This window comes from Mycobacterium kiyosense (genome assembly GCA_021654635.1).
GTDB classification, from domain to species: Bacteria; Actinomycetota; Actinomycetes; order Mycobacteriales; family Mycobacteriaceae; genus Mycobacterium; species Mycobacterium kiyosense.
Genome location: AP025179.1, coordinates 4210488 through 4225822, shown reverse-complemented (window position 1 = coordinate 4225822; position 15335 = coordinate 4210488). Strand labels below are relative to the sequence as shown.

12 protein-coding genes and 1 pseudogene are annotated in these 15335 nt (G+C 68.3%); 4 read left to right on the top strand and 9 right to left on the bottom strand.

Going from position 1 to position 15335, the window contains the following annotated elements; all coding sequences use genetic code 11:
• The first annotated feature begins 5 nt into the window (after positions 1 to 5).
• The 4 genes and pseudogenes from eccCa to L6444_RS19825 all read left to right on the top strand — a co-directional run.
• Positions 6 to 4046, top strand: a complete 4041-nt coding sequence (gene eccCa, locus L6444_RS19840) for a type VII secretion protein EccCa (RefSeq protein ID WP_236976728.1) — start codon at positions 6 to 8, stop codon at positions 4044 to 4046.
• Positions 4043 to 5518, top strand: coding sequence for a type VII secretion integral membrane protein EccD (gene eccD, locus L6444_RS19835; protein WP_236976727.1), 1476 nt, complete (start codon positions 4043 to 4045; stop codon positions 5516 to 5518). Before eccCa ends, eccD begins: the two co-directional genes overlap by 4 nt.
• Entirely contained in the window at positions 5518 to 6927 is a 1410-nt protein-coding gene (mycP, locus tag L6444_RS19830; RefSeq protein ID WP_236976726.1) for a type VII secretion-associated serine protease mycosin, read from the top strand. The genes eccD and mycP overlap by 1 nt, the downstream gene beginning before the upstream one ends.
• Positions 6928 to 8088: 1161 nt before the next feature.
• Positions 8089 to 9482, top strand: a pseudogene (locus L6444_RS19825) (MinD/ParA family ATP-binding protein); the annotation flags it as partial.
• A gap of 142 nt (positions 9483 to 9624) precedes the next feature.
• Here L6444_RS19825 and L6444_RS19820 read toward each other — a convergent pair.
• The 9 genes from L6444_RS19820 to L6444_RS19780 form a co-directional block, all read right to left on the bottom strand.
• Complete coding sequence (locus tag L6444_RS19820; protein WP_236976724.1) at positions 9625 to 9918, bottom strand: WXG100 family type VII secretion target; 294 nt, start codon at positions 9916 to 9918, stop codon at positions 9625 to 9627.
• A gap of 13 nt (positions 9919 to 9931) precedes the next feature.
• Positions 9932 to 10198, bottom strand: a complete 267-nt coding sequence (locus tag L6444_RS19815) for a WXG100 family type VII secretion target (protein ID WP_236976722.1) — start codon at positions 10196 to 10198, stop codon at positions 9932 to 9934.
• 79 nt (positions 10199 to 10277) lie between these two features.
• Positions 10278 to 11090, bottom strand: coding sequence for an ESX secretion-associated protein EspG (locus L6444_RS19810; RefSeq protein WP_236976721.1), 813 nt, complete (start codon positions 11088 to 11090; stop codon positions 10278 to 10280).
• A complete protein-coding gene (locus L6444_RS19805) occupies positions 11087 to 12175 on the bottom strand; it encodes a PPE domain-containing protein (protein WP_236976720.1) in 1089 nt (362 codons plus the stop codon). The genes L6444_RS19810 and L6444_RS19805 overlap by 4 nt, the downstream gene beginning before the upstream one ends.
• Positions 12176 to 12257: 82 nt before the next feature.
• Positions 12258 to 12548: a PE domain-containing protein gene (locus L6444_RS19800; RefSeq protein ID WP_236976719.1), complete on the bottom strand. Its 291-nt coding sequence runs from the start codon at positions 12546 to 12548 to the stop codon at positions 12258 to 12260.
• A gap of 14 nt (positions 12549 to 12562) precedes the next feature.
• On the bottom strand, positions 12563 to 13951 hold the full coding sequence (locus L6444_RS19795; RefSeq protein WP_236976718.1) for a hypothetical protein: 1389 nt from the start codon (positions 13949 to 13951) through the stop codon (positions 12563 to 12565).
• 10 nt (positions 13952 to 13961) lie between these two features.
• Positions 13962 to 14261, bottom strand: coding sequence for a hypothetical protein (locus L6444_RS19790; protein WP_236976717.1), 300 nt, complete (start codon positions 14259 to 14261; stop codon positions 13962 to 13964).
• A 186-nt stretch (positions 14262 to 14447) separates the two neighbouring features.
• A complete protein-coding gene (locus tag L6444_RS19785) occupies positions 14448 to 14798 on the bottom strand; it encodes a YbaB/EbfC family nucleoid-associated protein (protein WP_236976716.1) in 351 nt (116 codons plus the stop codon).
• Positions 14795 to 15139, bottom strand: a complete 345-nt coding sequence (locus tag L6444_RS19780) for a hypothetical protein (protein WP_236976715.1) — start codon at positions 15137 to 15139, stop codon at positions 14795 to 14797. The genes L6444_RS19785 and L6444_RS19780 overlap by 4 nt, the downstream gene beginning before the upstream one ends.
• Between the last annotated feature and the right edge of the window lie 196 nt (positions 15140 to 15335).

Here is a 15335-nt window from a genome sequence, read left to right as displayed (position 1 = left end):
GCCTTTTGAGTACGCAGGGTTTCGTGCGCCGGCAGCGGGCGTCGCCGCCGCGCATGCCCGGTGGTGAAGTCAACTTGCAGCCGCCGCCGGAAGTGCCGCGGGTGGTTCCCGGCAACCTGGTGGTGAAGCTGCTGCCGTTCGTGATGATCGTCGCCGTCGTCGGGATGATCGCGCTGATGGTGACGGTCGGCGGCCGGGATCTGGCGCGCAATCCGATGTTCCTGATCTTCCCGATGATGATGATCATGTCGATGGCCGGCATGTTCATGGGCGGCGGCGGACGTTCCGGCAAGGCGGCCGCGGAACTCAACGAGGAACGCAAGGACTACTTCAGTTACCTGGCGAACCTGCGTGACGACGCCGAGGAAACCGGCGAGGGTCAGCGCACGGCGCTGGAGTGGAGTCACCCCGACCCGCGCGCCCTGGGTGACGTGGTGGGCAGCCGGCGGATGTGGGAACGTCGAACCACCGACAACGACTGGTGCCACGTGCGGGTGGGCATCGGCACCCACCGGCTGGCGACCCGGCTGCTGGCACCCGAGACCGGCCCACCGGAGGACCTCGAGCCGGTCTCGACGGTGGCGTTGCGTCGGTTCGTCAAAACGCATTCGGTGGTACACGCCCTGCCCACCGCGGTGTCCCTGCGCGCTTTCCCCGCCATCAGTTTCGAAGGCGACCGCAAGCTGGCGCGGCAGTTGGTGCGGTCCATGGTGCTGGAGTTGTGCACGTTCCACGGCCCGGACCAGGTACAGGTGGCGGTGGTGACGGCAAACCCCGACGGCGAGAACTGGAGCTGGGTCAAGTGGTTGCCGCACGCGCAGCACGCCACGGCCCGCGACGGCCTGGGTCCGATGCGCATGCTGTTTCCCAGCCTCGATCTGCTCGAGCGGTCGCTGGCCGCCGACCTGGGCGAGCGGGGCCGGTTCACCCGCAACGCGGAACCCACCAAGGGGCTCAAGCAGCTGGTGGTGGTCGTCGACGACGGCTACGTCACCGGAACCGAACGTCTGGTCACCGACGCCGGATTGGACAGTGTCGTGTTGCTGGACCTCAACGGCTCCGACACCGCGGCGAGCCGGCGCGGGCTGGCGCTGGTGCTGGAAGCCGACGCCGAAGGCGAGCACGTCGGTGCCCGCACCGCGGTCGGGGTCGAGCGGTTCGCGACGCCCGACGCGATCACCATCGCCGAGGCGGAGGCGACGGCCCGCCGCATCGGCCGCTACCGGTTGGCCAGCGCCGCGCACATCGTCAACCTGGAGGCCGATTCGCGCGCCACCGACCCGGGTTTGATGACGCTGCTGAAGATCCCCGACGCAGCCGAGATCGTCCCCGAGCAGGTGTGGCGGAAACGCTCGCCCCGCGAGCGGTTGCGGGTGCCGATCGGCTACACCCCCAACGGCCAACCGCTGGAGCTGGACATCAAGGAGTCCGCCGAGTCCGGCATGGGCCCGCATGGCCTGTGCATCGGCGCCACCGGGTCGGGCAAGTCGGAGTTCCTGCGCACGCTGGTGTTGTCGATGATCACCTCGCACTCGCCCGATGTGTTGAACATGGTGCTGGTCGACTTCAAAGGTGGCGCAACGTTTCTCGGGCTCGAGGGGGTGCCGCATATCGCGGCGATCATCACCAACCTGGAGGACGAGCTCATCCTGGTCGACCGGATGCGCGATGCGCTGGCCGGTGAGCTGAACCGCCGCCAGGAACTGTTGCGCGCGGCGGGCAACTTCCCCAACGTCAACGAATACGAACGCGCCCGCGCCAACGGCGCCGAGCTGGACCCGCTGCCGGCGTTGTTCATCATCGTCGACGAATTCTCCGAATTGCTCTCGCAGAAACCGGATTTCGCGGAGCTCTTCGTGATGATCGGCCGACTGGGCCGGTCGCTGCACGTACACCTGCTGCTGGCGTCGCAACGCCTGGAAGAAGGAAAACTACGCGGCCTGGACTCGCATCTGTCCTACCGGATCGGGCTCAAGACGTTCTCGGCCGGTGAGTCGCGCAGCGTGCTCGGTGTCCCGGACGCCTATCACCTGCCCAGTGTGCCAGGCTCGGCGTTTCTGAAATGTGATGCCTCCGAACCGATTCGGTTCAACACGTGCTACGTGTCGGGCGAATACGTCCGGCCCCGCCGGGCCGCTCAGGGCAGCAGGGGCCGGCAGCTGGGCGCGTTGGCGCCCAAGCTTTTCACCGCCACGCCGGTGAAAAAGGAAACCGTGGCCTCCGAGCGCGCCGCCCCGGTCGAAGTGGACGAGCCGCAGATCAGCGTGCCTGCCGGTCCGGCCAAGACGACACTGCTCGACGTCGTGGTGTCCCGGCTGCGGGGCCACGGACGCCCGGCGCACGAGGTGTGGCTGCCGCCGCTGGACGAGAGCCCGGCGGTCAATCAACTTCTGCCGGACAGCAATTGGGCCGCGCCGGAGAATCTCGACGGCCGGCTGTGGCTGCCCATGGGAGTGGTGGACCGACCATACGATCAGCGCCGCGACGTGTTGATGGTCGATTTGAGTGGCGCCCAGGGCAATGTCGCGGTGGTCGGCGGCCCACAGTCGGGCAAGTCGACGGCGCTGCGCACGCTGATCATGTCGGCGGCGGCCACGCACACTCCCGAGCAGGTGCAGTTCTTCTGCCTGGACTTCGGCGGCGGGACGCTGGCCAGCCTGGCCAACCTGCCGCATGTGGGCGGGGTTGCCGGCCGGATGGATGCCGACGGTATCCGTCGCACCGTCGCCGAGGTGTCGGGAGTGCTGCGCGCCCGCGAGATGCGGTTCCGCGAGCTGGGCATCGAGTCGATGCGGGACTTCCGCGCCCGCAAGGCCCGCCTGGCGACGCTGGCGCCGGAGGTGGCCGCGCAGGATCCGTTGAGCCAGGACAAGTTCGGCGACCTTTTCCTCGTGGTCGACGGCTGGGCCTCGATCCGCAGCGACTTTGAAATGCTCGAGCCTGTTCTGACTTCGCTTGCGGTGCAAGGGCTTTCATACGGGGTGCACCTGGTGGTCTCCGCGACGCGTTGGATGGAGATGCGTGCGGCCGTCAAGGACATGTTGGGTACCCGCATCGAACTGAAGCTGGGCGACGCGCTGGACAGCGACGTGGGCCGCCGATACAACGAATTGGTGCCGGTCGGCCGCCCGGGCCGGGGTATCAACAGCGAACGGTTGCACATCCTGATCGCACTGCCGCGGCTGGATTCCAGTTCCGGCGTCGAGGATCTGCCGGAGGGTGTTGCCGGCGCGGTCAGCGCGATGCGCGCGCACTACGGCAAACGGCAGGCGCCCCGGGTGCGGATGCTGCCGCACAATCTGGATCGCAAGGCCGTGGTCCGCGCGGCCCGCACGGCCGGGATGCTGGGCCCATCCCGCGTTGCCGTGGGGATCAACGAATCCGAATTAGCACCCGTGATAATCGATTTCGATGCGCAGCCGCATTTTGTGGCGCTGGGTGACACGGAGTGCGGCAAGACCAGCCTGCTGCGTAACGTCGCCACCGGGTTGATGGAGAACGCAACGGCCGATCAGTGCAAGATCATCCTGGTCGACTACCGTCGTTCGATGCTCGGTGTGGTGGACAACGAGTACCTGGCGGGCTATGCCACGGCGTCGCAGTCGTGTACCGAGCTGATGACAGCGCTGGCCACCACCCTGAAGGGCCGGTTGCCGCCCAGCGACATCACCCAGCAGCAGCTCAAGGAAAGGTCCTGGTGGTCGGGTCCGGACATCTTCGTGATGATCGACGACTACGACCTGGTCGCCACCGGATCGCTGAGCAGCCCGTTGACTCCGCTGATCGAATTTCTGCCCCAGGCCCGTGACATCGGCCTGCGGGTCGTCGTCACCCGCCGGATCGGCGGTGCCGGGCGCGCCATGCTGGACCAGTTCCTGGGACGGCTCAAGGATCTGTCGTGCAACGGTTTGGTGATGAGCGGCACCAAGGACGAAGGTGCACTGTTCGGCTACAAAGCCACCGAAATGCCCCCGGGCCGAGGCATGTTGGTTTCGCGGACCACAAAGAGCGGCGTGATCCAGCTGTCCAGGATGCCGGACCTGTGACCGGCATCAGCGAGCTCAGCCAGCTCCGGGTGGTGTCGGCCGCACCGGAGCACATCCGGGTGTCGGTGTTGGGCGGGAACACCCAGCTGGATATCGCGTTGCCACTGGACATTCCGATTTCGAACATCGTTCCCGACCTGGCCCGGCTGGTCCGGTCCCGGGATTTCGACCGCGACGACGAGGCCGCCAGGGACCAGCGGCGCAACTTCTGGGTGCTCAGCCGAGTCGACGGCGGCGTCGCGTTGAAGCCGGAACAGACGCTGCGCCAGGCCGGTGTGGGTGGTGGTGAACTGCTGCGCCTCGCGTCGCAACGGGCACTGTCGCCGCCCACCCTCTACGACGACGTGGTGGACGCCGTCGGTCGGCTGAACAAGGTGGCCTACGCCGCCTGGGATGCCGGGTCTGCACGCTGGATGGCGTTCGCCGGAGTTCATCTCGCCGCGTTGGCCATCACCTATTGCGTCGTCGGCAGGATTGCCGCGGCGCACCACCTCGTGATCGTCGCCCTGGCGGTGGCCGTGGTGCTGGCCCTGGTGGGCGGGGCCGCCATGGCGCACCGGTCCTATCGGCTGAGCGACGTCGCGGCGGCGCTGGGCTGGGCGGCGATCCCGGTCACCGCCGGTGTCGCCTTCGCGGTGGGGGGGCGGTACGGCTATTACGGCTTGGCCGGCGCCTGCGCGGCGGTGCTGCTGCTCTGCGTCGTGTATGACCGGGTGATCGGCACCGGGCACGGGGCGTTTTTGGCCAACGCTGTGTTGTTCGGTCTGGTCGGTCTGGTGATGCCGGCCCGGGCGCTGCATGGCCGCGCCGACATCGTGTACGTGACCGCGGCGGTGACCACGCTCTTGATCTGCCTGGCGGTGCGCCGGCTGACGGCGAGGTGGGGTCGATTCGAGACCCCGTCCGTCGCTGTCGAAACCCGGCGCGAGGACTGGGATTTCGAGAATCCGTTCGAGCCGTCCGCTCCGGCCGCAGATGGTGGTCCGGGCGTGACCATGCCGACCGCCGAGGAGGTGTGGACCAGGGCCAAGTCGGCGGCGGTGACCCGCGCTGCACTGCTGGCCGGCGCGGCGGGCGCTGCGACGGTGCTGCTGGCACTGCTGTTGCGCAGCGGTGTGCCGCTGGACTGGCCCACGTTCGCGTTCGCGTTGACGGCCGCGACGGTGCTGGCCTTGCACAGCAGAGTCTTCGGCAGCTGGTTGGAGCGCGCCGCGTTGGAGGTGCCGGCTGTCACGATCATGGTGTTTACCTGCGTGACGGCGCAGGACGGGATGCGACCGATGCCGCAGGTGGCGCTCGGCGTGCTGCTGGTCGTGGCGCTCGGCGCCGCGGCGGCCGGGTTGGTCGATGCCGGCGACGGGTCGCCTTCGCGAACGGCGACTTTGCTCGCGTATCTGGATTACCTGGCTGTCGGGTCGCTGATACCGCTAGCGCTGTGGGTGGTGGGCATCTACCAGCGGCTGGGATTCTGATGCGGCGCCTGGTCGCGGTTCTGTCCGTCTTACTGGTGACCGGTGCGGTGGATGCCGCTCCCGCGCTGGCGATTAGACCGCCGGTGGTGGAACCGGGTCCGCCGCCCAGTGGGCCGGTCGGTCCGCCGGAGCCGACCGATCTGAAGGCGATCTGCGGCGTTCCCACCGGGGTACTGCCGCAGACCGACTTCACCGTGCAGACCAGCGCCGAGGCGATGCTGAACTTCACCGACGCGTGGCGGCTCTCGCGCGGTGCCGGGCAGAAGGTCGCGGTGATCGACACCGGCGTCAACCGGCATCCACGGCTGCCCGCGTTGCAGGGCGGCGGCGACTATGTGTCCAGCACCGACGGTCTGCAGGACTGCGACGCCCACGGCACGCTGGTGGCGGGGATCATCGCCGCGCAACCCAGCCCGGCCGACCGCTTCTTCGGGGTGGCGCCCGACGCGACGATCTTGTCGATCCGGCAGAACAGCGCGGTCTACGCGGTCAGGGAAGGTGGTTCCGCGCAGACCAACGATCCCAATGCCACCTCGCCGGGATACGGCAACACCCTGACGCTGGCTTACGCGATCACCCGCGCGGTCGATCTGGGCGCCACCGTCATCAACCTGTCCGAGGTGGCCTGCAGCCCGGTCGGCGCCGGACTCGACGACGCCCAGTTGGGCCGCGCGGTGCGCTACGCGTTCGAACGCAACGTGGTGGTGGTGGCCGCGGCGGGCAACTTCAACAACCAGGGCCTGTGCAAGACGCAGAACGCGATGCCAGACCCGAATATGCCACTGCGCAGCGGTTGGGATTCGGTGCGGACCATCGCCAGCCCCGCCTGGTTCAGCGACTACGTGCTGACCGTCGGCGCGCTGACCACCTCCGGCGAGCCCGCGGATTTCAGCCTGCGCGGACCCTGGGTCGGCGTAGCCGCGCCCGGTGAACGGATCACGTCGCTGGACTCCAACGGCCCGGGTCTGATCAACGCCGTGCTCAGCCAGCAAGGGTTGGCGCCGATCAACGGCACGAGTTTCGCGGCGCCGTTCGTCTCCGGCGTGGTGGCGTTGATCCGGTCCAGGTTTCCCGAGTTGACCGCCGGCCAGGTGATCGAGCTGGTCAAGCGCACCGCCCACACGCCGGGCGCGGGGCCGAACGAGGCCACCGGATACGGGGTGGTCGACCCGGTCGCGGCGCTGACCTATCGACTTCCAGCGGCGAACCAGCTGCCTAATCCGGACCAGGCGACGCCGATTGCCGGCCGGCCGCGTCGCGACCCGGCCAGCCAGCGCGCGCAGATCATCGTGTTGTCGGTCACAGTGGGCGCGGTTGCGCTGGCGGGAGTGGCGGGCGCGGTTTCGCTGGCCCGGCGCCGCCGCGCTTCGGCAGCGGTGCAATCCGAGGCCACGGACCTGCTGGAGTAAGGCGCCGCACCCCTGGCTTCCGGCGGAATTGCCGTTCGTGTGCCGTGTCGAATGTGTGCGACTGTCGTACTGCAAATTATCCGTGTCCCCGTACGTAGGATTGAAGACGGCGTGCCGACCGATTTGCGATCGAAAGGGGGGATGACGGTGCCGAAGCAAACGCCCAAGCAAACGCCTGGGGACGAACGCGGATCGCTGGCGCATCCTCCCTGGCTGACCGGCGACCCGCAGCGGAAGCGCACCCCGCTGGGTCGCGGGAAGCAAGAACGTGCCGACGACGCCGAGAGTCACGCGCGTGGTGGCGACGACGTTTCGGGAGCGGTCCAGTCGTCGGCCGGGCCGGAGGCGGTTCGCGACGACGAGCACGAAGGCGCTGCGGGTTCTCGAAACCGAGTGGCTTTGCGGGCCGGTCACGACAGCGAGCGCCGACCTGCCGACCGTCCGGTGCCGCCGGCTGACGAGCACGCCGATGATTCGTCGCCGGATTACCGGACTGATTCGTCCGGCCCGCCGAGCCGGGGCGGTGAGGAGATCGACGAGGAAAGCATCGCACCACCGGAATCGGGGATTTCGGCTCCGGCCGGCGCATCCGCACCGGATACCGGGTGGTGGGTATCGACGGCGCCACCGGAAATTTCTGAGCAACCCGATGCCACGGTGGAATCCGAAGCGCCGGTAGAGGTTTCGACGGAACGCGAGTGGGGCGCGGCGCCCGCGGTGCCGCCCACCGATCATGGGGCGGAAACCGATGCCCGCGTTGAGGTTTCGACACAGACCGGATGGGAGCCGCAGTCCCCGGTGGAACCCGAGACCCCGACGGTGCCCGAGCAGCCGACAGTCTCGGCGGCGGGCGAACTCGACGACATCGAGTTGAGAGCGGCGGCGCTGCTCGAGCAGATGCACGCCAAGCGGGCGCAAGAGGAGACTGCCCCGGCGGAGCCGGAGGCAGCGCCCGTCGCCGTCGAGAGCCAGGAGTCCGCGCCGCAGCAGAGCGCCGATGACTGGGCGCCGTCGGACTCGGTCAGCCCGCCGGTGACACCGAAAAGCGTTGCGCCGGAGGAGGAATCTTCCCCGACCGCGGTCGAAGAACCCGCGGTCGAAGAACCTGCGGAAGTAGTCGCGCCCGCGGCCGAATGGCGATGGACCGATTTCATGCCGGGTGCCGAGTCGGCACCGCAGCCGGCCGCTGAGGACCAGCCGGCCGATCACCGGGTCCCGCCCGGCGCGAGTTCCGCCGAGAACGGCCCGGATCCGTCGGTCACCCATCGGCCGGTGATTCCGCCGTGGCAGGTGCCGGGATCGACGGCCACCGCGGGCCGCGACGAGGCAGCGCACGATGCGACCGCTGCGCAGGAATCGCCCACGACGTCAGCGCCGTCCGGGCGCCCGACACCGGGCCCTCGCCGCCGGCCCGGCGCTCTCCCGCCGTTCCCGCCGCCGCCCCCGCCGGGCCCGTTTCCGCCGCCGCCCTGGTGGCCGGGCCCCCGCCCGGGCAGCGCGTGCCACCGGCGACGCCGCGGCCGGTCGCCGGACAACCGGTGCGTGCACGCCGGGCCGCACCGCCGGGCGGGCCGCCAGCGCCCGTGGGGCCGCCCCCGAGTTACCAACCGTTCCAGGTGCCGCCCCCGATCGACGAGGCCGAGGTGGACAACCTGGACCGCTTCGCCCCGCCGTCGGGCTGGCGCCGCGCAGTACACAGGGCGACCGGGGGGCACCTCAACCCCGGAGCGTCACGCAAGCAACGCCGGCACGAGCATCTGCTCGCCGAGATCCGACAGCCCATTGTCGGTGACTTCCGCATCGCGGTGCTGTCGATCAAGGGCGGAGTCGGCAAGACCACCACCACGTTCGGATTGGGATCAGCACTGGCGACGGTGCGGCACGACCGCGTCATCGCCGTCGACGCCAACCCCGACCGCGGCACGCTGGGGGAACGCGTCGGTGACATGTCCACCCGGTCAACGGTGCGTGACCTGCTGGCCGACCCGAACATCAACCGTTACGCCGACGTCCGCAACCACACCTTGATGGCCACCAGCCGACTGGAAGTGCTTGCCAGTGAACAGGATCCGGCGGTATCGGAGGTCTTCGGCGCCGACGACTACCGGCGCACCATCGATATTCTGCGGCACTTCTACAACATCATCCTGACCGACTGCGGCACCGGCATCATGCACTCGGCCATGTCGGCGGTGCTGGACCTGGCTCACACCATCGTGCTGGTCAGTTCACCGGCCATCGACGCCGCCCGTAGCGCCTCGGCGACACTGGATTGGCTTATGCAGCACGGGCATTCGGGTCTGGTCCGGGAGGCGCACGTAGTCCTGAGTGCCTCGCGGCCCGGGTCGGCGGCGCTCAAGCTGGACAAGGTGTACGAACATTTCCAGACGCGCTGCCGGTCAATTCATCTGATTCCGTTCGACCCGCATCTCGCTGAGGGGGCCGACGTCGATTTCGACAGGCTGCGGCCCGCCACCAGGCAGGCTTATCTGGAATTGGCTGGTTCGGTGTCGGAGAATTTCGGGCGGTTGCGCGGAGCGAGGGAACAGGCGTAGTCGTTCGGCGGAGCCCGTGTCGCTGTGCGAGCGGAGACATCAGCGAACGGAGAGATCAGCGAACGGCGGGCAAACAAGAAGACCCGGACTCCGCTGGTGCGGAGTCCGGGCCTGCGAGTCGAGCTGATGCCTCCGTCCGGAGTCAGAAACCGCCGGCCAGCTGTGAGTCCAGTGCCTGCATTTCGTCTTGCTGGTTGCCGGCCGCGGCACCGGTCGCCTGAATCGCATGCAGGTAGTCCTCCAGCTGCGTGTTGATCCGCTGGTGGGCGGCCTGCAGGGCCTCAGGCGTCTGGCCCGACCACAGGTCCGCAATGCCCTGGAAGACCTTGTGCACATCGTTGGCGATGGTGTGGATGTCGGTCACGACTCGGCCGATGTGGTCCAACCCATCGTGGTTCTCGGCGAAGTTGTACAGAATGTCGCTATCGGTTGCCATTTGATTTCCCTTCCTACGATGCCTGCTGCTCGATCTGGTTCGCTTTCTGCCGCGCCTCTTGTACGACGTTGTCCAAGTCGTTGTTGACGGCAGTCAGATCCGAATCGTGGGCCTGCATGGCCTCGCCGAACCGGCGGGCCTGGCCACCGTGCCACGAACTCTGGACCATTTCCTCGGCCCGCAGTCGCATGTCGGTCTGCCGCCGCTTGATCTGGGCGACCATTTCCTCGATGTTCTGCAGAGTTCGTGCTGCCTCTTCTGGTGATAGTGCAACAGTCATTTGAGTCTCCAATCTGCTGAGTTATCTGATAATTCGTTTGCGTGGTGTGCTTCCGGAGTAGCTGGCATTCAACTGTTCCCTAATGCCTCTCCCATCGTTCCGCGGACAACTCGACGAGCTGGCCGATGGCCTGCGCCAGCGCGTGTTCCGAACCTGGTTTGAGCGTGGTCCACAACTGCCCGCTCGGGGAGACGGTGGGGGAGCCGACGATTCGGCCCTGCCGCGTGTAGAACACCCCGACCGCCGCGGGTTGGCGCGCGATGCGGTCCTGATCGGAACACAGTGCGTAATAGACGATTTCGGCGAACGCGGCCCGGGTCGCCAGCGCCGCGCCCAGGGTCAGCGCGGTGCGCTGATCAGCGCCCAGCGCGCGTACCCGGTCCGCCAGCTGCGCGGCGTCGTGAGTGCCCGCCAGGTAACGGCCGACCGCATCCAGTGGCGCCGGCAGCGGGGTGAACTGGGCCGCTTGCGCGCGCGGAAGTTCGCCGACCAGCGCGCGGGTGACTTCGGGCAGCTCGGCGCAACCGTCGAGCACCCGCAGCGTGAACTGGTCGCCGACGCGGCGCGCGGCCAGCTGCAGATCGCCGCGACGGACGATCGCCACCCGGCTCATCCCGTCGGGTGTCACCAGCCGCATCGCCAGCTCGCGGTGGGGGCGCTGCAGCGCCTGCAGCAGCGGGATCAGATCGGGTTCGACGGCGCCGTCGCTGATCAGTCCCCGCGCTGCCAGCCGCCGTGTCGCGGCATCCTGTGCGGCCAGCAGGGCATCGATGGTGGCGTGCCGGGTCCGCACACCCAGTACCGCGGGGAAGCCCTGGATGTTGACCCGCGCCGCGAGGACCTGCAGCTCGTCCTGGGTCAGGGTGAATGCGGCGTTCAGGGCGGTCGTCACAGTGACACCTCGTGTTCAGCGCCGATCACCGGCGGCGATACCCACCGATCGGAGACCTGCTGCAGGGTTCGCTCGGGCTCCTCGGCGAAACCTTCGACGGGCTCCGGCTCCGGCATCGCCAGATCGTCGAATATCGCGGTGTTGGGGCCCCAACTGACGTTGGACACCTCGAACGGCGCATCGTTCTGCTGTGCGGCCGGCAGCCAGGACTGGCCCCCATCGGAGAGGGCCGCGCCCGGTTCGCCACCGCCCTCCAGCGCGGCCGCCGGCCGGATGGAGTCGTGCTCCCGACTGTCGTTGCTGCGGCCCATCGCCCCCATCGGGCCGTATCCCGCGCCGCGGCCCAGCCCGCCGCCGCTGCCATTGGACCCGGCGTTGCTGAACGGCGTCTTCTTCAGCTCCTGCGGCTCCTTGCTGGGGCTGATGGGGCTGGCCAGCATCGGCGACAATTGCCGGGCGGCACCGCCGCCCCCGCCGCCTCCGCCGCCGCCATGGCCACCGCCCTTGCCTTTGCCCTCTTTCTCAGCCTTCATCGCCGCACCGGTGGTGACCTGCGGGGGAACCGGCTGCTCCCACGGCTGGGCCAGCTCTGCACAGGCGTCTTCGTATCGGTGCATCACCGCCGCGGCGTCCGCCTGCTGCGACGACGCGGCTTCGTCGAACTCGGCGAAGCTGCCCTGCAGGACGGCCCCGTTATAAGCCGACAACGACGCCATCATGTCCTGGGCCGCCTTGGCCTCGACGGCTTCCGAGACGCTGGGCATCGACAGGATCGCGACCGTGTTGGCCACCGCCGCCTCTTCGGCTCGCCGCCCGTTCGCCGCGGCGCTGAGGCTGGCCGCTTGCAGCCACTTTCCGAAGGTCTCGAGCTTGCGGACGACGGTTTCGGAGTTGCTGCTGTCGTACGACGCCTGGTAGCGCTCCAGGATCCGGTCGTAATCCGCGGAGATCTTGGCGAACTCGTTGGCCACCCGGATCCACGCTGCACCCGCTTCTCCCACCGAGGAGGGGCCGGGGCCTTCGGTCAGGTCGCGCGCGAGTTGCTCGGTGTCCCGCGATTCCCACACCACGTTGGTGAATCCCATGCCTTGGCCCCCCTTTCTCAGGCTGTGCCGACGTCGCCTCAGGGCGACGGATCAAGTTGGATGTGCCGGTTGGTCGGACGTGTCAGTCCGCGAGGTCGGCTTCGGTGATACGCCCGGAGTGCGCGCGCAGCGTCGCAGCGACTTCCTGCATCTCGTTGGTTCCCTGGTCGGAGGCTTTCCGGAACGACCCGAGCACCTCGTTGAGGGTGTGGGCGACCCGCTGCGACACCTCGTCGGTGCCCGAGGCGACGGTGGTGAGGTTTGGCGTCTCGGTCTGGATGACGTGTTGCATCCGGCTGGCGAGTTCGTCGAGCTGCCGGGTGACCTCGGTGACCTCGTCGGGCCGGGCGGACAGGTGATTGTGGTCAGTCATGTCGTTGCTTTCTGCTAGAGCCGGAGTTTGATGTCGGGGTCGTCGTCGAGGTTGGCTGCGGCATCGCCGAGCACTGCGGGGCTGGCCGTGCCCAGGTCGCCCACGATCTCGCCGCCCTGATCGGTCGTGTGCAGGAAGGACGCCGCAGTGTGGCTACCGCTGCCGGCCTTGCCGCCGTGTGCGCCGGCCGCGCCGGCGCCCATCATTCCGCCGCCACCACCCATCCCCATGCCGGCGGCGCCGGCGGCGATCACGGTGGGCCGCACGGAGGCGGATCGCGCCGCGGCTGCGGCGCCGTTCTCGTTCTGCACCATCGGGGACGACGCGGTCGCTCGGGCCGGGGTGGTGGCACCGGCGCCGCCGCCTCCGTGCCCGCCGGCGCCCGTGGGGTGAGTGGCGCTCACCATCCGGGCGGGGTGGCTCAGCGCGTTGGCCGCGGCCGCGCCGGTTGCCGGCCCGGCCTGGCCCAGGCTGGACATCAGCCCGGTACCGGCCTGCATGCCTGCTTGTAGTACCTGTGTGCCGACTTGCATGCCCATCGACAGGGGCATGGTGCCCATCTGGATCGCGGGTCCGATCATGCTCATGCCCACCGACAGCAGCGGACCCATCATCTGCATGGCCATCTCGGGACCTTGGGCGATGGCCACCGGTGCGCCGGTCGCGGTGGTGGCTGCCGCCTGGGAGGTCAGCGTGCTCTCCAGTTCGGTGATGCACTCAGTTGCCAACGCACTGGCCCGCGAAGCCGACTCGACCATCTCCGGTGCGGTCCACGGCAGCCCGGCCGAAAGGCCCTCCAGCTCGTGCTGGCACTGCATGAGGATCTCCAGGAGCCGTGCCTGACCCTGCGCGACATTGGCCCCGGCCGCGCTGTACTGGCCGCCCAGCGCCGTGCCCTGGGCTGCCACGGCGGCGCCATTGGCCAGCGTCTCTCCGGTTTTCGCGGCGGCGGCGCCGGCGCCGGCGCCCGACCAGCCCTGGCCGCCCATGCCGCCCATCATCTGGCCGAGGGCCTGCTGTACGCCGCCGGCCGCTTGCTGGAAGGCTTGGGTGATTCCGCCGAACATCTGCGTGGGGTTCAGGCCCTGGAAGACGCCGGAACCGAGGGTGCCGAGCATGTCGGTGACGGGTTTGAGCAGCCCGCCGGCGAAGTTGTTGCCCATGCCGCCGGTGGCTCCGGTCAGGTCGGCGGGAATGGCGTCGCCGGGCAGTCCGGGCAGCTCGGGACCGCCGGTGGGCAGTTGTCCGAGGTTGAACTGGCTTAAAATGTCCTGCACCGGCCGGTTCAGCCAGGCTTGCAGATCGTTCTCGATCTGGTTGACCACCGGCAGATGGTCGAAGTCGGGCCCCGGGCCGCCCTGCCCGGGGGGGCCTGCCGGCGCGCCGGTGTCGACGTCCCCCATCGCAGTGTTCCTAGACTTCGGTGACGTTTGCGGGGGTGTCGGTCGCGACGTATGCCCCTTGCGAGATGTGCGTTGCCGCGCCCAGTGCCGCGTGATTTGCGGCCGTCATCATTCCGCTCATGACGTTGTTCCCCGTCGACTCGTACATCGCCGGGATCATGTTGGCCACCGCGATCGGACCCAGGGCCACGGAGAAAGAAGCGAGGACCGCGGGCGTGACCGCGCCGAACGCACTGCTGATGGTGGCCGAAGCGCCGTCCTGCGCGTCGATGAGTCCTTCCATGAACTCAGGCTGCATTGAAAATGTCATCGTCGGCCTCTTTCCCCCAGGATTTTCGCTGAGTCGGCGGTTTGTGCTGCTTTGCTAACCATAAGCGCCCCCGGCAGCATTAATTTGCACCAATTTTTAGCAGGTTTGTGTCGGGTGCGCGATTCACACGTGTGTAATAAGACCGTGATCGTTATTTGCGCATGTGCAATAAGTTGAAATTGCGGGTTACCGAGGTTCCACGATGGTGCCGTCGGACCTGGCCAGCGGTGACTTCTGCAGCTCGTCCATGCGGGTCATGAACTCTTTGAGAAGAAAGCTGTACCGCTCGGCGGCCACCTTTGCCGCGGCCTGAGCGGTCTCGACGATGAGGTCTGCCAGCACGTCGGGTTCCAGCCGGCTGGCCGGCGGGCCCAGCCACAAGCCGGTCAGTTGGCCGAGGCCGTCGACCTCCGCGCTCACCGCCCGGTTGCGGCTGGTCACCCGGGCGCTGATGGTCTTGGTCTGCTCGGTCATCGACTGCAGCAGATCACGCTGCTTCTTGGCTCGCGCGATCACCGACTGCGCCAGGCTGGTCATACCGACCTCATCCAGGTGGCCGGCGGATCGTCGTCGTCATCGGCGAACAATTCGGCCTCCGCCCGGGCCAGATCCTCCTCGGTGGGCAGGCCGATCTCACGGATCGACGACGGCGTGAATCCCTTGCCCAGCAGTTCCCGGCGGAAGGCCACCTGGGCGCGCAGTGCCGAGTACTTGCACAACGCCAGGATCTCGGCCGCCAGGTCCTGCGGTGGCCGGGCCAGCTCGCTGCGGTCGATTTTTAGCGCCGTCGGCAGCCCGCGCTCGGTGGTGACGACGGCGATGGTGCCGGTACGGGACCGGACCGGTGGCTGGCGTCGCTGCCGTTTTTCCGGTGGCACCTCTACCACTTCCCGCCTCGCTCTCCGCGCCGGTCCGGCCGGATTACGGCCCGGATTTTTAGCGCGACAATGACACTCTTCAGATCGGTACAATACTTTTCTACCGCTATATGTCCGGATTAAAGAACGCTTTGTGCTTGCCCCGCCCGGCAAGCTGCGATCGCGGACGCTTGCAGTCACTAGTAGTGAGGACACC

Bases quoted from the DNA above. Each gene is read 5' to 3' on its own strand.
- mycP (WP_236976726.1), top strand. From the start codon at position 5,518: ATGCGGCGCCTGGTCGCGGTTCTGTCCGTCTTACTGGTGACCGGTGCG.
- L6444_RS19820 (WP_236976724.1), bottom strand. From the start codon at position 9,918: ATGGCAACCGATAGCGACATTCTGTACAACTTCGCCGAGAACCACGAT.
- L6444_RS19815 (WP_236976722.1), bottom strand. From the start codon at position 10,198: ATGACTGTTGCACTATCACCAGAAGAGGCAGCACGAACTCTGCAGAAC.
- L6444_RS19805 (WP_236976720.1), bottom strand. From the start codon at position 12,175: ATGGGATTCACCAACGTGGTGTGGGAATCGCGGGACACCGAGCAACTC.
- L6444_RS19800 (WP_236976719.1), bottom strand. From the start codon at position 12,548: ATGACTGACCACAATCACCTGTCCGCCCGGCCCGACGAGGTCACCGAG.
- L6444_RS19795 (WP_236976718.1), bottom strand. From the start codon at position 13,951: ATGGGGGACGTCGACACCGGCGCGCCGGCAGGCCCCCCCGGGCAGGGC.
- L6444_RS19790 (WP_236976717.1), bottom strand. From the start codon at position 14,261: ATGACATTTTCAATGCAGCCTGAGTTCATGGAAGGACTCATCGACGCG.
- L6444_RS19785 (WP_236976716.1), bottom strand. From the start codon at position 14,798: ATGACCAGCCTGGCGCAGTCGGTGATCGCGCGAGCCAAGAAGCAGCGT.